This window comes from Polynucleobacter sp. JS-Mosq-20-D10, from assembly GCF_018687755.1.
Taxonomy (GTDB): domain Bacteria; phylum Pseudomonadota; class Gammaproteobacteria; order Burkholderiales; family Burkholderiaceae; genus Polynucleobacter.
In genome coordinates, this window is record NZ_CP061305.1 from 453,611 (window position 1) to 470,374 (window position 16,764).

General features: G+C 43.5%; 13 protein-coding genes. 10 read left to right on the forward strand and 3 right to left on the reverse strand.

Annotated features, from left to right (window positions below; translation table 11 throughout):
• Positions 1–4 precede the first annotated feature (4 nt).
• The 5 genes from motB to FD967_RS02430 all read left to right on the forward strand — a co-directional run bounded on the left by motB (position 5) and on the right by FD967_RS02430 (position 4,119).
• Entirely contained in the window at positions 5–1,033 is a 1,029-nt protein-coding gene (motB, locus tag FD967_RS02410; protein ID WP_215326523.1) for a flagellar motor protein MotB, read from the forward strand.
• 4 nt (positions 1,034–1,037) lie between these two features.
• Positions 1,038–1,832 (forward strand): hypothetical protein, encoded by a 795-nt coding sequence (locus tag FD967_RS02415; protein WP_215326524.1) that lies wholly within the window; start codon positions 1,038–1,040, stop codon positions 1,830–1,832.
• A gap of 27 nt (positions 1,833–1,859) precedes the next feature.
• Entirely contained in the window at positions 1,860–2,246 is a 387-nt protein-coding gene (locus FD967_RS02420) for a hypothetical protein (protein WP_215326525.1), read from the forward strand.
• 37 nt (positions 2,247–2,283) lie between these two features.
• On the forward strand, positions 2,284–2,877 hold the full coding sequence (locus FD967_RS02425) for a tetratricopeptide repeat protein (protein WP_215326527.1): 594 nt from the start codon (positions 2,284–2,286) through the stop codon (positions 2,875–2,877).
• Positions 2,878–2,988: 111 nt separating this feature from the next.
• On the forward strand, positions 2,989–4,119 hold the full coding sequence (locus tag FD967_RS02430) for a flagellar biosynthesis protein FlhB (protein ID WP_215326528.1): 1,131 nt from the start codon (positions 2,989–2,991) through the stop codon (positions 4,117–4,119).
• Between the two features lie 13 nt (positions 4,120–4,132).
• On the opposite strand, the gene FD967_RS02435 is transcribed toward FD967_RS02430, so the two are convergent.
• Positions 4,133–4,687, reverse strand: coding sequence for a hypothetical protein (locus tag FD967_RS02435; protein WP_215326529.1), 555 nt, complete (start codon positions 4,685–4,687; stop codon positions 4,133–4,135).
• 759 nt (positions 4,688–5,446) lie between these two features.
• On the opposite strand from FD967_RS02435, the gene FD967_RS02440 reads away from it, so the two are divergent.
• Positions 5,447–7,663, forward strand: coding sequence for a hypothetical protein (locus FD967_RS02440; RefSeq protein ID WP_215326530.1), 2,217 nt, complete (start codon positions 5,447–5,449; stop codon positions 7,661–7,663).
• A gap of 130 nt (positions 7,664–7,793) precedes the next feature.
• Here FD967_RS02440 and FD967_RS02445 read toward each other — a convergent pair whose 3' ends face one another.
• Both FD967_RS02445 and FD967_RS02450 read right to left on the reverse strand, forming a co-directional pair.
• Positions 7,794–8,000, reverse strand: a complete 207-nt coding sequence (locus FD967_RS02445) for a hypothetical protein (RefSeq protein WP_215326531.1) — start codon at positions 7,998–8,000, stop codon at positions 7,794–7,796.
• 124 nt (positions 8,001–8,124) lie between these two features.
• A complete protein-coding gene (locus tag FD967_RS02450) occupies positions 8,125–8,325 on the reverse strand; it encodes a hypothetical protein (RefSeq protein WP_215326532.1) in 201 nt (66 codons plus the stop codon).
• 284 nt (positions 8,326–8,609) lie between these two features.
• On the opposite strand from FD967_RS02450, the gene FD967_RS02455 reads away from it, so the two are divergent.
• The 4 genes from FD967_RS02455 (at position 8,610) to FD967_RS02470 (ending at position 16,753) form a co-directional block, all read left to right on the forward strand.
• Positions 8,610–10,745, forward strand: a complete 2,136-nt coding sequence (locus tag FD967_RS02455; RefSeq protein WP_215326533.1) for a hypothetical protein — start codon at positions 8,610–8,612, stop codon at positions 10,743–10,745.
• A gap of 555 nt (positions 10,746–11,300) precedes the next feature.
• Complete coding sequence (locus FD967_RS02460; protein WP_215326534.1) at positions 11,301–15,152, forward strand: hypothetical protein; 3,852 nt, start codon at positions 11,301–11,303, stop codon at positions 15,150–15,152.
• Positions 15,153–15,392: 240 nt separating this feature from the next.
• Entirely contained in the window at positions 15,393–16,265 is an 873-nt protein-coding gene (locus FD967_RS02465) for a spermidine synthase (protein WP_215326536.1), read from the forward strand.
• A 221-nt stretch (positions 16,266–16,486) separates the two neighbouring features.
• Complete coding sequence (locus FD967_RS02470) at positions 16,487–16,753, forward strand: hypothetical protein (protein ID WP_215326538.1); 267 nt, start codon at positions 16,487–16,489, stop codon at positions 16,751–16,753.
• The last annotated feature ends 11 nt before the right edge of the window (positions 16,754–16,764 follow it).

The following is a 16,764-nucleotide window of genomic DNA, read 5'->3' on the forward strand; positions in this document are numbered from 1 at the left end:
CACTATGGCTAAGTCCGACGCGCCAATCATTGTCGTTAAGCGCGTTAAAAAAGGTGGTCATGGTCATCACGGTGGCGCCTGGAAAATTGCCTACGCCGATTTCGTGACGGCGATGATGGCCTTCTTCTTGTTGATGTGGGTTTTAGGATCCACCACAGCTGGTGACTTGGCTGGTATCTCCTCCTACTTTCAAAATCCGATGCGCGTTTCTATGAGTGGCGGCCAGGGGTCCGGTGAGACTACTCGGATTATCAAAGGTGGTGGTGACAATATTTCTAAGGTAGCTGGAGTAGAGGCCAAGGCTGACGCCGATACTGAGCAACGCCGTATCAGCGACTCATCAGTTACTGATGTTGAAAATGCCCGTAAAGACAGAACAAAAAATGAAGCAGTCAAATCAGATATTGAGAAAAGTGTTGAGGCTGATGCCGAGTTAAAAAATATCAAAGGCCAACTCTTTATGGACATCACCTCAGAGGGTCTGCGCATTCAGGTGGTTGATGAAAAAGGTAAGCCACTCTTTAATAGTGGTGGCGTTGTACCTAGCGTGTCAGCAAGGCGTTTACTGCGGGTCATTGGAAAGTCATTAAACGACAATTCTGGCAAGATTCGAATTGAGGGTCATACGGACGCTGCAAAATTTTCTAATGGTGAAGCGGGTTATACCAACTGGGAGCTTTCTAGTGAGCGTGCGAATGTGGCTCGCCGAGAAATGATTGCTGGAGGTTTAGCGCCTTCTAATGTTGCCCAAGTCATCGGTTTCGCAGATACGATTCCTTTAAATCCGGCTGATTTGAGTGATCCCTTAAATCGACGTATCTCAATTACGCTTTTAAATAGAAAGCCTAAGAAAGAGGAAAAGCCGGTGCAAAGACCGATTGAGAGGCAGAAAGAGGAGTTGCCAAAAGGGGCGCAAGAAATCCCGACCAATTTAAGAGCGCCCGCCCAATTTTTGTCCAAGGATTTGCCAATAGCACCAGCAATGGATACCTCTAAAGTAGATAAACCAACTACAGGCAAGCCTGCGAGGTAAGGCCTTGTCACCGCTCTTTAGAATCTTTCTTGCCTTGATGCTGTTTGTGCCCTTAGTGAGCACGGCTTCAGACATTAAAGTTCAAGACAATGGTGCGCAAAAAAAGAGTAGCTCTGAAGCCAAAAGTTCTACTGAGCCTTTTGTAGGTCCTGCGACTGAAGCAAAAAAACTCTACAAACGCTATAAACGCAGCTTTGATAAAACTATCGTTGCGATTGCTTGTGTTAAGAACCCTAAATGTATTGAGCCCGAGGATGAGGTGCTGCGTTACAGTAAGGAGGCTGTGGGGATCTTAGAAAAACTCGATACCCTAGCAGCAGATGGGGATGTGCAGGCTAATTATTATCGGGGCTTAATTGCCTATGAGCGCATGCAGTACTACGATCGTCAAGCGGAGATTGTGACGCATCCTGATTTCATCCTCACCAATACCGTTTTTCGTCGTTATGCTAAAAAACAATATTTATTGGCAGAAAAGTACTTTTCTGTACCTGCTAAAATTCAGAATCCAAGTGCATGCGAATATTTGGGCAATCTGTATCTAACAAATATTGTTGGCTACCCGCAACAAGAAAAGGCAGCCATGTATTTCTATAATGCTGCTAATGCCTATATTGAGCAGGGCAACCAAATTGCTGGAGCGAGGATGTACAACGCAATGAAGGATAATCTGAATCCTGCAGATCCTAGAATTATTAAGGTGTATGCAAAGTTGCATAATAAGGAACCTATCGCGACTTGGCGAAAGTTACCAGGTGATTTAGTGCAAAGTGCGCCAAAGAAGGCTGAGCAACATTGATACGCTATTGATCGGAAAGTGACAGTTATGAATGAAAAGCTTGAATCCTTAATACAGTTGGCTAAAAAGCTCCTGCTTTGGCTCATTCTGCCCTTAGTTATTCTGATTTCTGGCTTTGTCTTAGGTGAGCAATTTGAGGTTGGTCGATTAGCGGCAATCGCTAGCTGTGAAGGCAGCGTGAACAATAGTGCCTGTATTCGCTCCAAGGGCTACTTAGCTAGTGCTCCCTACTATCCAGATCTGGCGCGCCGTTATTTTGGAGGCTTTGCCAGAATGATTGGTGGGGATCTAGGTGCAAGTTATTATGTCGAGCCTGCCTTGCCAGTGAACTTGCCTAAGGCTAGCGATACCCCGCCAGATGAAGATGCTGAAGAGCCTGAAGAGAAGAAGCCAGCGCCGCCAAATAAAAAGTAAGTATCAGCCGTAACTAAGGTACTTATTTGAGCTAGTCATGCCTCAGCTAAATTGGTGCACTCTCTTACGCATGCCAATATTAGTGGCTCTTACTGGCATCTTGTTGGGCTGCTCAGATTACCAGCAGGCAAGGTCTGCTTATGCTGCCGGTGATTACACCAAGGCCTATCAATTATTTCAGGGGCTCGCAGAATCTGGAGATACCAAGGCTCAGTACGATTTGTCTTTGATGTATATCCAAGGAATTGGTACTAAACAAAATATTGAGCAGGGCTTAGTTTGGTTAAATCGTGCCGCCGAGAAGGGCAATATTGAGGCCATGCTGGAATTAGGGGTCCTGTATCAAAAGATCGACGCCATGGAGAATGCTCCACAATTAGCCCTCTATTGGTTTGAAAAAGCGGCGATGGCTGGTAGCGCAGTGGGGCAATATAACTTAGCCCATATCTATCTGGATGGCGGCCAAATAGCGGTAGATTTACCAAAAGCGTATATCTGGATGTCTTTATCTGATGCCACTGGTAATCCTGTAGCTGGCTCAGAGGTGGCAAAGATTAAGGCATCTTTAAGCCCACAAGAGCTCACTGTTGCTCAAGAAAAAATCACTGCCCTCAAAAAGACTTTGCCTTAGCAAAACCCCGACTTTAATCCTAGCCCCATATTGATCCTCAGTAATTCAGGAATAATGGACTTGCAGGGTGTAAGCTTGAGCCATATTTTGAATCATGGTTAGGGGTAAAGATTGGCAGATGGAGGAGATAACTCCCAAGAACGGGAACTGGAGCCGACGGAGCGGCGCATCCTACGAGCCCGTGAACAGGGGCAACTGCCTCAATCTCGTGATTTAGCTACCTTTGCCGCCCTGGTTGTTGTCATTATTTTTTTAGTAGCAGTTGGCCCTCTTCTGGTCCAGCAGATGGTATTAATGACCCAAGCGATCTTCCAGTTCTCGGAGCCAGCCAAGCTGATGGATCATATGCAAGAGTGGGTAGGGGGTTCACTTCTAGTGGTAGTGCTCATTTTGGCTCTGATCTTTATACCGCTGTGGATTATCGGCGTCTTGGCTCCCTTGTCCTTAGTCAACTTTAAAGCCTATTTTGCCCCCCAATTTAATATGGGCAGGCTCGACATTGGTGCGGGCTTGGGGCGGATGTTTTCCCTCAACGCCTTAAGTGAGTTATTAAAGAACTTAATTAAAACTACCCTCATGCTAGGGGTGGGTATTTCCTATTTATTTGGCCTGTTTGCCTACATTCGAAGCATTGTTAATCAAGGTTTTGATGCAGCCCTCGTGCAAACTTCTAGTTTTATCTTAGATGGTTTTATGCTGCTGCTGCTGCCATTGTTATTGATCGCCGTTGGGGACTCCTGGCTGCAGTGGTTTAACTTTCGCAAGCAAATTCGGATGAGTCCTGAAGAAATGAAGCAGGAGGGCAAAGAATCCGAGGGCTCACCAGAGATCAAGCAGCGCCTGCGGCAATTACAGCGTCAAATGTCCTCATCTCGGATGATGGCAGCTATCGAGCGGGCAGATGTGGTGCTAGCCAACCCAGAGCACTATTCTGTAGCACTGCGCTATGACATGGAAAAGATGTCGGCACCAATTGTGGTGGCTAAAGGGGCGGACCAGGTTGCGCTTCGCATCCAAGAGGCAGCCAAAGATTTTGATGTACCGATAGCGCGAATTCCACCATTGGCACGCTACTTATATAGCCAGCTGGAGATTGGTGAGTCCATTCCATTACCTCTATTTGAGGCAATCGCCCAAATCCTAGCGTGGGCTTATGATACAAAAACATCGGAAACGCCAGGAGAGGTGCCTCAGGTGGACTTTGTTCCTACTCAGATTAAGCCAGGCAAGCCTTTGCTTTAATCGGTCTCAGACCTTAGTTCATGACACTTTTGGCAAAGGTACTACCGACATCTTCAGGGAAAAAGTACACCAGCATTAGTTCATTGCGGTTATTGAGACTTCTCCCAATCTGAAAGGCAACCTGCCCACCACCAAAAACATAGGTTTTGGTTTTGCGAACCCCAGAAGCAAACGCACTTTCTTGCCCATCGGAAGGTTTGTAATCTAAGCCATATTTGATCGCAAAGCGCTCAATAATGGCATCTGCCACTTCTTGTTTATAGTAGCCCAGCTCTTTTTTCATGAGCACCATACGGCCGGCTTCGTTATAAATCAGCCATAGATCTTCGTCTTTTTCCCCATTTTTGACCTTACAGCTATAAGTGAGGTCATATTGGGTGCACTTAAACTTCTCAATTGCCTCAGGTCCAGTCGTATTAAACGGAATCCCTGCGTACTCCTCCATGGGTAGCTTGACCGTTGCAGTATCTGGCAGCCAAACTTCGGCCTTGGGGGCAGGGTCATTATTGCCGCAGGCAAAGAGGGTAGCGCATAGCGCAAGAGCGGAAAAAGTCAGAGTCCTAGTCACAGTTATTTCACAATCTTAGGCAGTTATTCAGGTTGGCTCATTGGCAGTTGGCTATTCTCAGAAAGCGGGCTATTCAGGGTATTAATAGATCCCGGCATTAAGGAATGGCATAACTGACTACATTTGTCCGTCATTAAAAGATACTTTACTCTAGAATCCGTGCTCGATTTTAGGTTTTGCAGATAGTCAGAGCTAACTAAAGCATCAACAAACTTTTTTACCGTCAAGTGACTACAGGAAAAGTAGCTATAAAGCTCCTTCAATGAAAGGTTATCTCCTTTTTTTTGCTTATCTAGAACGATCAACACAATCCTTAAGGGAACGCTCGAATATTGAGCTTGGGACCTTATTTCTGGAAAAAGCTGCCAGATAGCCTGAGCAGGTAGCAAATAATTGCTTGGGAAGTCATATTGCATAGATTCAGAGAACATGGGTCAAAACGAGATTATATATCTAATTTATAGATATAAATATTGAATAAGAGAAGCCTTTAGATCTTAAAAGCAAAGAAAGCTAAACAAACTAGCCAAAATAGCCGAAATAAGGTTATGAGCCTAATTTATGGGGCAAATAAGCATTAACGAATCCTGCGGACAGCATTGTGCAATTTAAAGGGGTGAATTTAAAGCCCTGATGAGCTGGGTTGCTAATGAAAGATAGTACATATTATATATGACTATTTTTTATATGCATATTCACTAATCAATTGAGCCAAATTATCCGTTTGATAGTTAAGTAAATAATTTACAGGAGTACAAAATGACTTTAGCAATCCGAATTGGCGCGAATACCACTAACTATGATGACTTAGCTTCGGCCTGGGCTCAAGCAAAGGCTGTCGGTCAAAAGCTATCAATTACTGGTACCGGTGAGGAAATTAAAGATCAGCTAGATGAAATGGTGAACGTGGCCTTAACGGACGACGGCACCAAAATATCAGATCGAATTGGATCGATTAAGGCAACCAATGATCTTAATTTGTCTACTACCGATGTGACTAATTACAAAGCTGCGTTGATAAAGCTGGGTACAAAAAGTATTGTTCTAGCCACTGCTACTTCCGCTAGTTCTGTTGCGAGTACTTTTAATGACCTGGATGCGGTCTACTCCAAAATCAAGTCCATCACTCTATCTGATGCAACTTCAGCAACGCCAACAATTAATGTGACTCAATTAACTGGGTCTAAGAACTTGGTTGGATTAGAGACGCTTACTGGTAAGAAGTTCAATGTTGTTGGTGATGGCGCTGATATCAAAGCCAATATGAATGCCCTGCTTGCGAACGTATCTAGAATCGGTACGATTACTGTTAATGCGGGCCAGACAGCTGAATTTACGGCTAAGCAACTTGCAGTGCTTGGCGATAAGCTCGCAAAAGCGGATGATGCTGCTTCGATTGTTCTCAATGATACAGCCGACAATGTTCTAGCTACTAGCTCCTTAGCGTTAATCAATAAACTTAACAACACCAACGTGAATGCGGATCCAAAGGTTGTTGCGCTATCTAGCGTAAACGGGGCCGGCACTATTATTACCGCTAACTATGGTGCATATAAGAGCTTTAATACTGGTGATAGAGTTGTTTATAAGGGCGCTGATGGATCTGGTGGCGCAGCAAAAATTCTTGCAGGTACATCCTACTTTGCTAGAAAAATAAGCAATACTCAGGTTGAGCTTTACACAACTTATGCTGCTGCAGTAAAAACATCTTCCGTTGCTGGTCGCGTAGATGTGACTGGTGCCACCACTGGAGCAGGAAAATTAGAAAGTGCAGTTGGCGTTGCTCCAGTTAGAAATACGACCTTAGATAATATTAAGGTGACTGAGGCTTCAGTAAACCAAGCTAAACGTTTGGTTGCACTAACTGAACAAAATGCAGCTGTTGTTAATCCAGGCGAGAAAAATAGACTGATGGCAAATATTGTCAGTTCCGTTGAGATTGCAGATATTGCAGCTAACTTAAATACTGGCTCGAGTACAAAAACTGTAGCCAGTGGAGATTTGGCAGCTAATATCAAGCATGGTGCGGCTGCTGCTGATAAAGGCGACATCACAATAACTGCTCATGGTTTCGTAACTGGTGATACGGTTAAATATACTGTAGCTGAGGGCGGAACGGCATACACCGGATTGACTGCTGGAAACTCATACTATGTCGGTAAATTAGACAACAACAAGTTTGTTTTATATGACACTAGAGCTAAAGCATTGGCTGCTGACTTAAGTACTCAGGCGCTTGCATTTGGAAACGCTGGTGGTACTGGTGCTTACATAGCTTTGACAGCGGCTGGGACTCTTGCTCAAAGTTTTACTAAGAGTGACTTATCTAATGTAATGGGCTCTGTGAATGGATTTAGAGATAACACTGGAGCGGTAGGAAGAGTTACCATTAAAGGATCTGGAGCAATTACTTCCAGCACCTTGAGCGATATTACAACCAAGGTTAAAGCTGGTAATTCTGCCGCCATGTCTACCTACTCGGCTAAAGCGGTTGACATTCAGAATAACTTCCAAGCGCTGTATGAAAATCAGAGTGCAGCACTTGCAACAAGCTTTACTAAGTTGAGTGAAATTGTAGTTAATGACGGCACTTCAACTGGTAAAAAAGGCTTAACTCTCTCCGAGACTTACCTAACTTCACTAGATAGTATATTTGCGCGTGGTGTCGATCAGGGCGGAGCCGTTAAAAATAAGAACTATACCTTTAACGTAACTGATGCAAGTTATGCTAATACAGCTACCCTCCAGACTAATGCTAACGTTGGTGCTTATCAAGTAACTGGTGCTACATTTAATGAAGTTACAAACGTTGCTAATAGTGCTACTAAGACCTTGGCCCTAGAGTTAGGTAGATCCAAGCTCAAGACAATGACAACAGTAGGCGTCACTGATGCTCAAAGAGTCTCAATCAATGAGCAGTTGTTTGCTATTGGTAGCAATCCTGATAGAGCAAAGTTGAAGATAACAGCAGCATAAGCAGGTTGTTTTATGAAATGTACTCGTGATCTTTTGTAAGATCACGAGTTTTTTTCTTTGGATTTGATAATTTACTAATCATCAAAAAATTATTTTTAATGATGAAGGTGTTTGTTGGTTTTAGCTACAACTAAGCCTTCAAATTGATATGTTGACCATGCTCACCTCGTAAGGTCGTATTTTGAGCGGAGTGTGAAGGGTTGATAGGCTTTATATCTGCCCCTTTAATCGACTCCATTTGCTCTTGGGCAGCACTTTTGGTGCGCATGTCATTTAATGATGAGTTAGGCGTGGCAAATTGTGATTGATAAGAGATCGAGGTATTAATGGCAGCCATATTGATTCTCCAAAATCGATATAAAAATATATCAGGAACAACTTTACACTGAACTTCAATAGCATTCACCAACTTAATAGCTAGCGAGTTACACCAGACTAATCATAGTCAGTGCTAAGTTATTCTAGGCTTTTAAATGAATAGAGCCAGCCGCAAGCTGCTTTGTTGCCTTAATGGTCATTTCGGTTGTGGTCTGAATCTTGTTGGATGCTACCTGGCCGCTGGCAATAGTGTCAGGGTCTGTGGCTGGGGTTTTAATACCGACTAATGATTTGGGCACCAAAAGTGGTGGTTGCGGAAATGCAGTCTTGTTAACACTAGACAAGATAAACCTTTCTGTAGACCTGTGGAAATCAGCGCGAAAATCCTTCTTTCATCGCCCCTCAAACATAGCATGTTCAGTATAGGCTTTAATTTTTTTTAAAGGGTTTAGGGATATTTTTGCGTACTGAAAGCCCAATAAAGTGCATTTAGAGTGGTGAAATGAGGTTCTATAACTATATATACATATTATATATATTTAATATATATTTATCACCTAATCGCTTATCTTTTTAGAGCCGTACAAGTAATGTACACATCCATCAATGATGGGGATAGAGAGAAAAAATGGCCTTATCAATACAAATACGCGGGGCAGGAACTGCTTACACATCAGTAGCAGCCGCAAAAACTGCTGACGATCTTGCAAAGGCCGCCAATCCAAGTAGCGCTGGTGGATGGACAGTCACTGCTGCTACAAAAGATGATTTGACTTCTGGCGTGCTTACTGATCTTGCAACCAATCGATCTAGCATTGGTTCTATAGCAGTTAATGGCGCCAATAAGCTGGTATTAACTGGTGACCAGGTTAAAGCATATAAAGATGTCGTTCTTAAGCTATCGGATGCATCATTAGTTGTTACAGATACCGGTGCCGAACTAGGTAGTGAAAATTATTCAAGTTTAGATGCCGTTTATACAAAGATTTTTTCAATTAATGTAACTGGTAATGCAAATGTACCAATTGAATATCGTGATTACCAAGCTAGCAGTCATGAACAAGCATTAGAAACTTTGATAGATGCTGGTAGCACTGGTGGAATGGCGATTGCTAATTTTTCAGGAAATAGTACTGCGCTAACTGCATTGTTAGGTGATGCAGATGTTAAGACTATAACTATGAAAGATGGTATTGCTAACCTCACTGCAAATAAGGCAGCAATTCTTTTAGCTGGCAATGCCAGTCAGATTGCTACTGGTTCAGTAAAAGTTTATGACACTTTGGCTAACATTAATACTGACGCTGCTAAAACTCTGATTACAGATCTTGGTACCAAAGTATCTGCAGTGGTGATAAAAATATCTGCAGCTGATATTACTGCCGCCAATGTTTTAACAACCAAAGCAGCGTTTGATGCTCTGCCAGATGCCATTAAAGCGAAATCAAGTATTGAGATTACCGGTAGTGCAGCATATATCGTCAAAAATGCTGCTGATATTACTTCCTTAGGTGATAGAGTTTCTTCTATTGAAGGAACCGGGGCATCAATTGCGAATTTAAGTGCATTAAGCTCCCTTAGAAGTAAGTTCACCTCTATTAGCATCACCGATACGGCTGCCAACATAGCAAAAAATACGGCTTTAGCAGATGCAGTCACAAGCTGGACATCAGCAAAGATATCGGGAATCAAAATATCGGCCGTACCATCATCCGCAGATTTAACAAAAATTCGGACAGCAGCAGGTAGTATCGCTATCTCAGTTTCAGATACTTCGGCAAATATTAATAAAGATCTGGCCTTGACAAATTCGGTGATTGGCGCAAATAGTAGCAATTTAGCTTCTATTGATGTCAAAGATGGCACCGTGCTGAAAAAAGCAGTTATGAAAATGTCTAACGATCAGTACAATTCATTAAAAGATAAATTAACTGGTCAGAATACTTTTAATCTCAGTGCGGTTGCGTATATCGACTCAGCAGCACTTGATAGCAACGCTAGTGTCGTGAACTATAGCGTCAAGGATGCCTATTCAAGTATATCGGCCAATCTATCTACTTTGTTAGCTAGGTCAAAGGTACTTAGCGTAGCAGTCGCAAATGCAACGGTCGCTAACATGACCACAATCAATACTGCGTATGCCGCTTTGTCTGCTGCAGATAAATTAAAATTTAAATCTGTATCCGTTACAGATACTTCTGCAAACTTATTAAGTACTACTGCAAACATAGTCAATTTAAAAACTCTTAGCGCCAATAAATTGGTTACGAGCATCAATGCAACAGATGCTGCTATCGATAAAATAACATCCCTAACAGCAGTGTCAAAAGTAGCTGACATCAAAGTGCTTGATACAGATGAAAATTTTAGACTTGCATCTAATGCGAAATTGATTGCAGATAAAAAAGTAACCGGTTTCTCTTTAACAGGAGTAGTTAAAGCAAGACTGACTGGCGGTACAAATCTGTTACCAGACTATTTAGGCAACTCTAAGATCACCTCAATAAGCGTGTCTGACGACGCAACAAACATCAAAGGCTCAAGCAATAGGACTATTATGAATAATGCCAAAATATCTAGCATTACTGCTAACTCAACATTAATTGCCGACATTGCCGAACTGAGTGCAACAACAGGCAACGATGCTTACCTGAATCCAGTTTCGATTAATGTGTCTGATTCATGGGCAAATATTAAGACTTGGGTCACCGCTCAAGCTACAGATAATGCTAAAGTTAAATCACTTAATATTGTTCGTCCGTAACCAGGAATAAAAGAGAAAATTTCTCTGGAAATAATTTCGAATTAATCTGCTTTGTTTTTTGATCCTCAATCCTATTTTATTGAGGACTCATGGCTAGTTAGGGTCTGTTGACTTTGCCAAAGCTGGGTTATCGAACTGATGACTAGCGGGTCGATGAGTTATTTCACATTGCTCTAATCGATCCATAGCGCAAAGCACAAAAAAAGATCAGAGTGCTGGAAAGGTTCTTTTATAGATCCTTCATGATTTGCCTATTTTTGCTTAGGCAAGGCTAGTTTGGGGCTAAGTGCCCAGTAGACCTTCGCTTTAGTCGTAATGGGCAAAAATCCCCTTTTTCATATCAAATTTAGCGTTTTAACTCATTTAAGGGGGTAAATAAAACCCTCAATTTAGCCGTTATAAGCCTAATAGAACTCATATTTTAGGCATACAGTGACTTTATCAATAACTTCGAATGGAGTTAATTTATGGGATAGCAGTCACATCTCCAAGCGAACGTCGCGGGAGATTGGGCTGCTGACTACCCAGGAGGCAGCTTTAATCAGCCCAACGCAAATGGCTGCGTTAAAGGCTATCCAAATTCGTGCCTTTACACCCGCTGCCATTAATGCTGTCACCGCAAGTGCCTTTGCTGCTATTAATCCTTATTCACTGCAAGGCCTAAAGAACGATCAATTGACTGGTTTGATTGATACCAATACTGCGGCTTTAACAGCTTCTCAAGTATCTAAATTAAACTCTGCGCAAATTAGCAAATTGCCTGCAGCAGATATTGATAAGTTAAGCACGAGCGCAATTGCGAGTATTACTAGATCAGCTATAACTGGATTGACCACCGATCAATTGGCGGGCTTGTCTCTTGCGAAAGCTGGAGCCTTAAGCGCTAGCCAAGTATCCGCCATGAACGCAACTCAAATTGGCGCGCTAGACAATATTAATGGACTTACTACAGCTGCCATGGCGGCCATTTCAACCACTGCTACTCGTGGCTTAAAAGCCTCACAAATGAGTACCTTATCCGTTGCGAACGCTGGGGCTCTGACCAGTAATCAAGTAGCCCAACTCAATTCGACCCAAATTGCTGCGCTCAATAACAATGCACTAAATGCATTTAATGCAACTGACTTTGCAGCCATTCAAACGAAAGCGATATCTGGTCTTAGCGCGACGCAGGCGCCCACAATATCGGGCGCCAATCTAGCTGCGCTTTCTTATAAACAAATTAATGTTTTAACTAATGAGAGTATTAATGCCTTAGCACCAGCTGCTTTTGCGATGATTGCTCCAAACGCCATGCTGGGTTTTAAGAGTGCTCAGTTGGCCGCTTTGGTGGATACCAATGCTGCAGCCTTGACAGCTGCCCAGGTGGCTAAATTAAACTCTGCGCAAATTAGTAAATTGCCAGTAGCGGATATCAATGCGCTAACTCCACAGGCTATGGCTGCCATTACTAAATCTGCCATTAAGGGATTGACCGCGACGCAATTGGCGGGTTTGTCTGCTGCTCAAGCGGGAAACTTAACGGCGGAGCAAGTGGGGCAGCTCAACGCGATCCAAATTGCTGCCATTTCCAACACCGCACTCAACCCTGCTTTAAACGGGCTTACTACGGCGGCAATGGGAGCCATTTCAACAACAGCGATCCGCGGCTTAACAGTCACCCAGCTGACCACCTTATCCACTGCTAAAGCTGGAGCCTTGACCGGTGATCAAGTAGCTCAGTTAGGCTCAGCCCAAATTGGCGCCTTAACTAGTGATGCCTTAAATGCTCTGGGATTAGATGCAATGGCGTCCATCAGCTTGGGTGCAATAGCTGCCATGCCCGCTGCTCAAGCAACTGGTTTATCTGCCACGAATATCGCTGCGCTCTCCTCCAAGCAGATTAATGCTTTTACTAATGCCAATATCAATCTATTAACGCCCGCTACCTTCGCTGCTATTTCTCCTGGCGCAGTGCAAGGTTTTAATACTAGTCAACTGACTAATTTATCGACCGCTAATGCTGAAGCCTTTACGGCTGACCAAGTGGCGCAATTCAACTCAACCCAAATTGGCGCCCTAAACACCCTTGCCTTAAATAAATTAAGTACAGGAGCTCAAGGAGCAATGGCTGCGATTACACCAGCGGCTATTCATGGTTTGAGTACCGCGCAAATGACTGCCTTATCAAATGCCAATGCTGGTGCCTTCACTGCGGAACAAGTGGCTCAGCTCAACTCAACTCAAGTAGCAGCATTACAACCTAGCGCTTTGAGTGCTCTTACTCCAGCGGCAATTGCGTCCCTGAGCTTAAGCGCCATAAAACACCTGACATCTAATCAAGCAGCTGGTTTATCGGCTACAAATACAGCCGCGCTTTCTTATAAACAAATTAGTGCTTTTACTAGCGCTAATATGAATGCATTAACAACGGCGGCCTTTGCTGCTATCGATCCAAACGCAATACAAGGTTTTAATACCGCTCAATTGACTGGTTTGATTGATACCAATACTGCGGTCTTCACGAATGACCAAATTGCTAAATTCAACTATGTGCAAATTAGTAAATTGCAGGTATCAGATATTAATTCGCTGAGCACGGGCGCGATTGCTCAAATTGGGACAGCAGCAATTAAGGGATTGACCACCACTCAATTGGCCGGTTTGCTTAGTACTAAAGCTGCTGCCTTTACGGCTGATCAAGTAGCTCAATTGAGCTCGACCCAAATTCGCGCCTTAAGCAATACTGCACTGAACCCCGCATTAAATGCCTTAACGACAACAGCCTTCGCTGCAATCACTCCTAGCGCAGCGCAAGGTTTCACTAGCAGCCAACTGTCTTATTTATCAGACGCTAAGGCTGAGGTCTTCACGGCTGACCAAGTGGCTGCCTTGAACTCGACCCAGATTGGCGCCTTAAGTACAAGCGCTTTTAATAAATTGAGTCTAGAGGCGATCGCCGCCATTTCAACGGCAGCTATTCGCGGCTTGACAGTCCCCCAAATGACCGCTTTGTCAGATACGAATGCTGCGGCCTTAACGGCTGACCAAGTAGCCGCATTGAACTCGACCCAAATTGGCGCTTTATCTAGTACGGCCTTAAATTCTTTTAGCACAGAAGCAATGGCAGCGATTTCAACATCGGCAATTTCGGGCTTAGATGGTCAATTGACTACTTTATCCACCACGAATGCTGGGGCCTTAATGCCTGCCCAAGTGGCTCGCTTGAGCTCATCTCAAATTGGCAAATTATCGAGCAATGCCTTAAACGCTTTGAGCACAGAAGCGATGGCAGCTATTGCGCCATCCGCAATCTCTGGTTTAGATAACCAACTGACTACTTTATCGATCGCTAATGCGGAAGCCTTAACGGCTGCTCAAACAGCTCGATTTAGCTCAACCCAAATTGGTAAATTGTCCAACGATGCCTTCAATGCCTTAAGCGTAGATGCAATACAAGCGATTACAACATTAGCAATGCCTGGTGTCAGTAGCTCGCAGGCTACTAATTTGTTAGCTAGCACCGTTGGCTCAATGCTAGCTAGTCAAATTGGTGTTTTATCCAACGCTGCATTAAATAATCTCAGTTCAGAAGCAATGGCGTCCATTACACCGTTGGCAATGAATGGTTTAACCACCACGCAACTGGCCGCCTTAACCGGTAGCAATCTTGGGGAGTTAACAGAGGATCAAATTGCCGAGTTAGATTCGACCCAAATTGGCGCTTTATCGAATACTGCACTCAAGCCTGCATTAAATAGTCTCAGTCCAGAGGCAATAGCAGCGATTACATTAGATGCCATGTCTGGTTTAAGTGACTCGTTGACTCTCTTAACGGGTGACAATGCCGCGGCTTTCACTGTGAATCAGGTTGCCCAGTTGAACTTGACCCAAATTGGCAAATTATCTAATGCTGCATTAAATGGACTTACTCCAGAAGCAATGGCGGCGATTACACCGGCGGCAATTAATGGTTTAACCACCTCACAACTGACTGCCTTAACGGGTGACAATGTTGGGGAGTTAACGGCGCTTCAAATTACCGAGTTAGATTCGACCCAAATTGGCGCCTTATCTAATGCTGCCATCAATGGACTCAGTGCAGATGCTGTGGCAGCTATTACTACAGCGGCTATTGTTGGTTTAACTGACACGCAAATACAAGCATTCACTGCTGAGAATGCGGCAGCTCTCACCCCTGATCAAATTGCTGCTTTGAGTTCAGCCCAAATCGCTAGCTTTTCAAGCGAAGATATGAATATGTTTAGTGAGAGTGATTTTGCAGCCATTACCACTGCTGCAATGCCAGGAATGAGCCTTGCTCAGGTTACGGGTCTGGGCGCGGTGAATGCTGCAGCGTTCTCTTACGATCAAATAGATGCGCTAACGGCTCCAGTCGAAGCGCAATTTAACACCTTATACGCTTAAAAATTAATTTACAGCTAATTTCATCAACAATTAACGACAAAGTGTCCTTTTAGCATTAGTCTTAATTGATATCTTGGTAAATAAAATCCCAGTAAAAGCAAGGCTAGTAATGCTGGTGAGTTGGGCTAGATTGGCTTCTCCAGAACTTTGTGCTCGAGAATCGGATTCTGAGTAAAAATTGATCCTCCCCATTTTGGTATTTAAAATGCATTTACCGACTTGCATAATCAGCGCTTAGCCATGCTCACCAAAATTAAGACCGTATTAACAAAAGTGATTCCTGTTCCAGGATTAAAGCGAGCCACAGCAAAAGAAAGTTTGTTGTATCAAGGCCAAACGATGTCTGGGTTAACGAAGGTGACTCAAGATGTTGATGGGATTCGTACCCTGCGCTTTGGACAACATGGTCCACGTCAAAGCGTAGTCAGAATAGGCGACCTTAATTACTTAGGTTTGCCCTATGCCAAATCGGCCATGATTGGCCTAGCCTTTACCCAGCAGCTCGATCGCATCTTAGTGCTGGGGGTGGGCGCTGGCAATATCCCCATGTTTTTGCGTAAACATGATTCGGATGCACAAATTGATGTGATCGATATTGATCCACAAATTATTGCCTTGGCCAAACAGTATTTTAATTTTCTTGAAGATGACTTATTGAAGGCATACGTTCAAGACGGCCGAGCATTTATTGAAAATGTCCAAAAGCCATATGACCTGATCTTTTTAGATGCCTATACGGCAGCAGGGATCCCCAAACATTTGGCAACCAAAGAGTTTTTGCTTTCACTCAAAAAAGCGCTCAAGCCCTCTGGTGCGATCATCGCCAATATGTGGAGTACCCCCAAGGTCAATCCGCTCTATAGATCCATGCTGCGAACCTATCAAGAGGTTTTTCATGAGGTCTATACCTTGAGGGTTCCTACGGCAGGTAACAAGATTGTGATTGCTCTGCCACAGTTCAGGGGGCTGCCATTAAACAGTATTGCTCAGCGTGCCCAAGAAATCAGTGTACAAAAGCGATTACCGTTTGAATTAAGCGAAGTATTACAGCCTGGATTGATTAAGTTAATTGATCTGCAGGAAAGTCAGGTACTGCTCGATGGGGGTCAATAGGCTTGAATTGCAGAAGTAAACCAGCATCAATATAGTATGTAGACCCTATAATAGTTATAGTTTCTAAACAAGAATGCTTGTAATGCCGTTATTAATAGATGCCCCAAAGATAGGGCAAAAAGGCATATGGCTTAGAGAGGCCCCCTTTTTGTGCGGCGCAACTTTATTTTGTAAAGTCTTTTTGTTACATTGAAACTATCCATTAATAAGCATCCTTGATCATGAGCGTATTGTCGGTACATTTTCCTGAAACTACTTTTATTCGCTTAAAAGCCCTAGCAGGCTTAACTGCGGCAGATCTTTGCCTAATTTATGACAAGTGGATCACTTTTTTTGTGTTGCTTGCGATTGCTATTGCCTTGGAGTTGCTCTACCGCAGTTTGCATGAAGTTTTATTACACAATCATGAGGTCGAAAAAACGAAACAAAAAATTGCTGAGCGCAAAGCCCATCAGTTAGCTATGCAAGAAGCGGGCGTCCATCATTAAGTCGCTGAAGG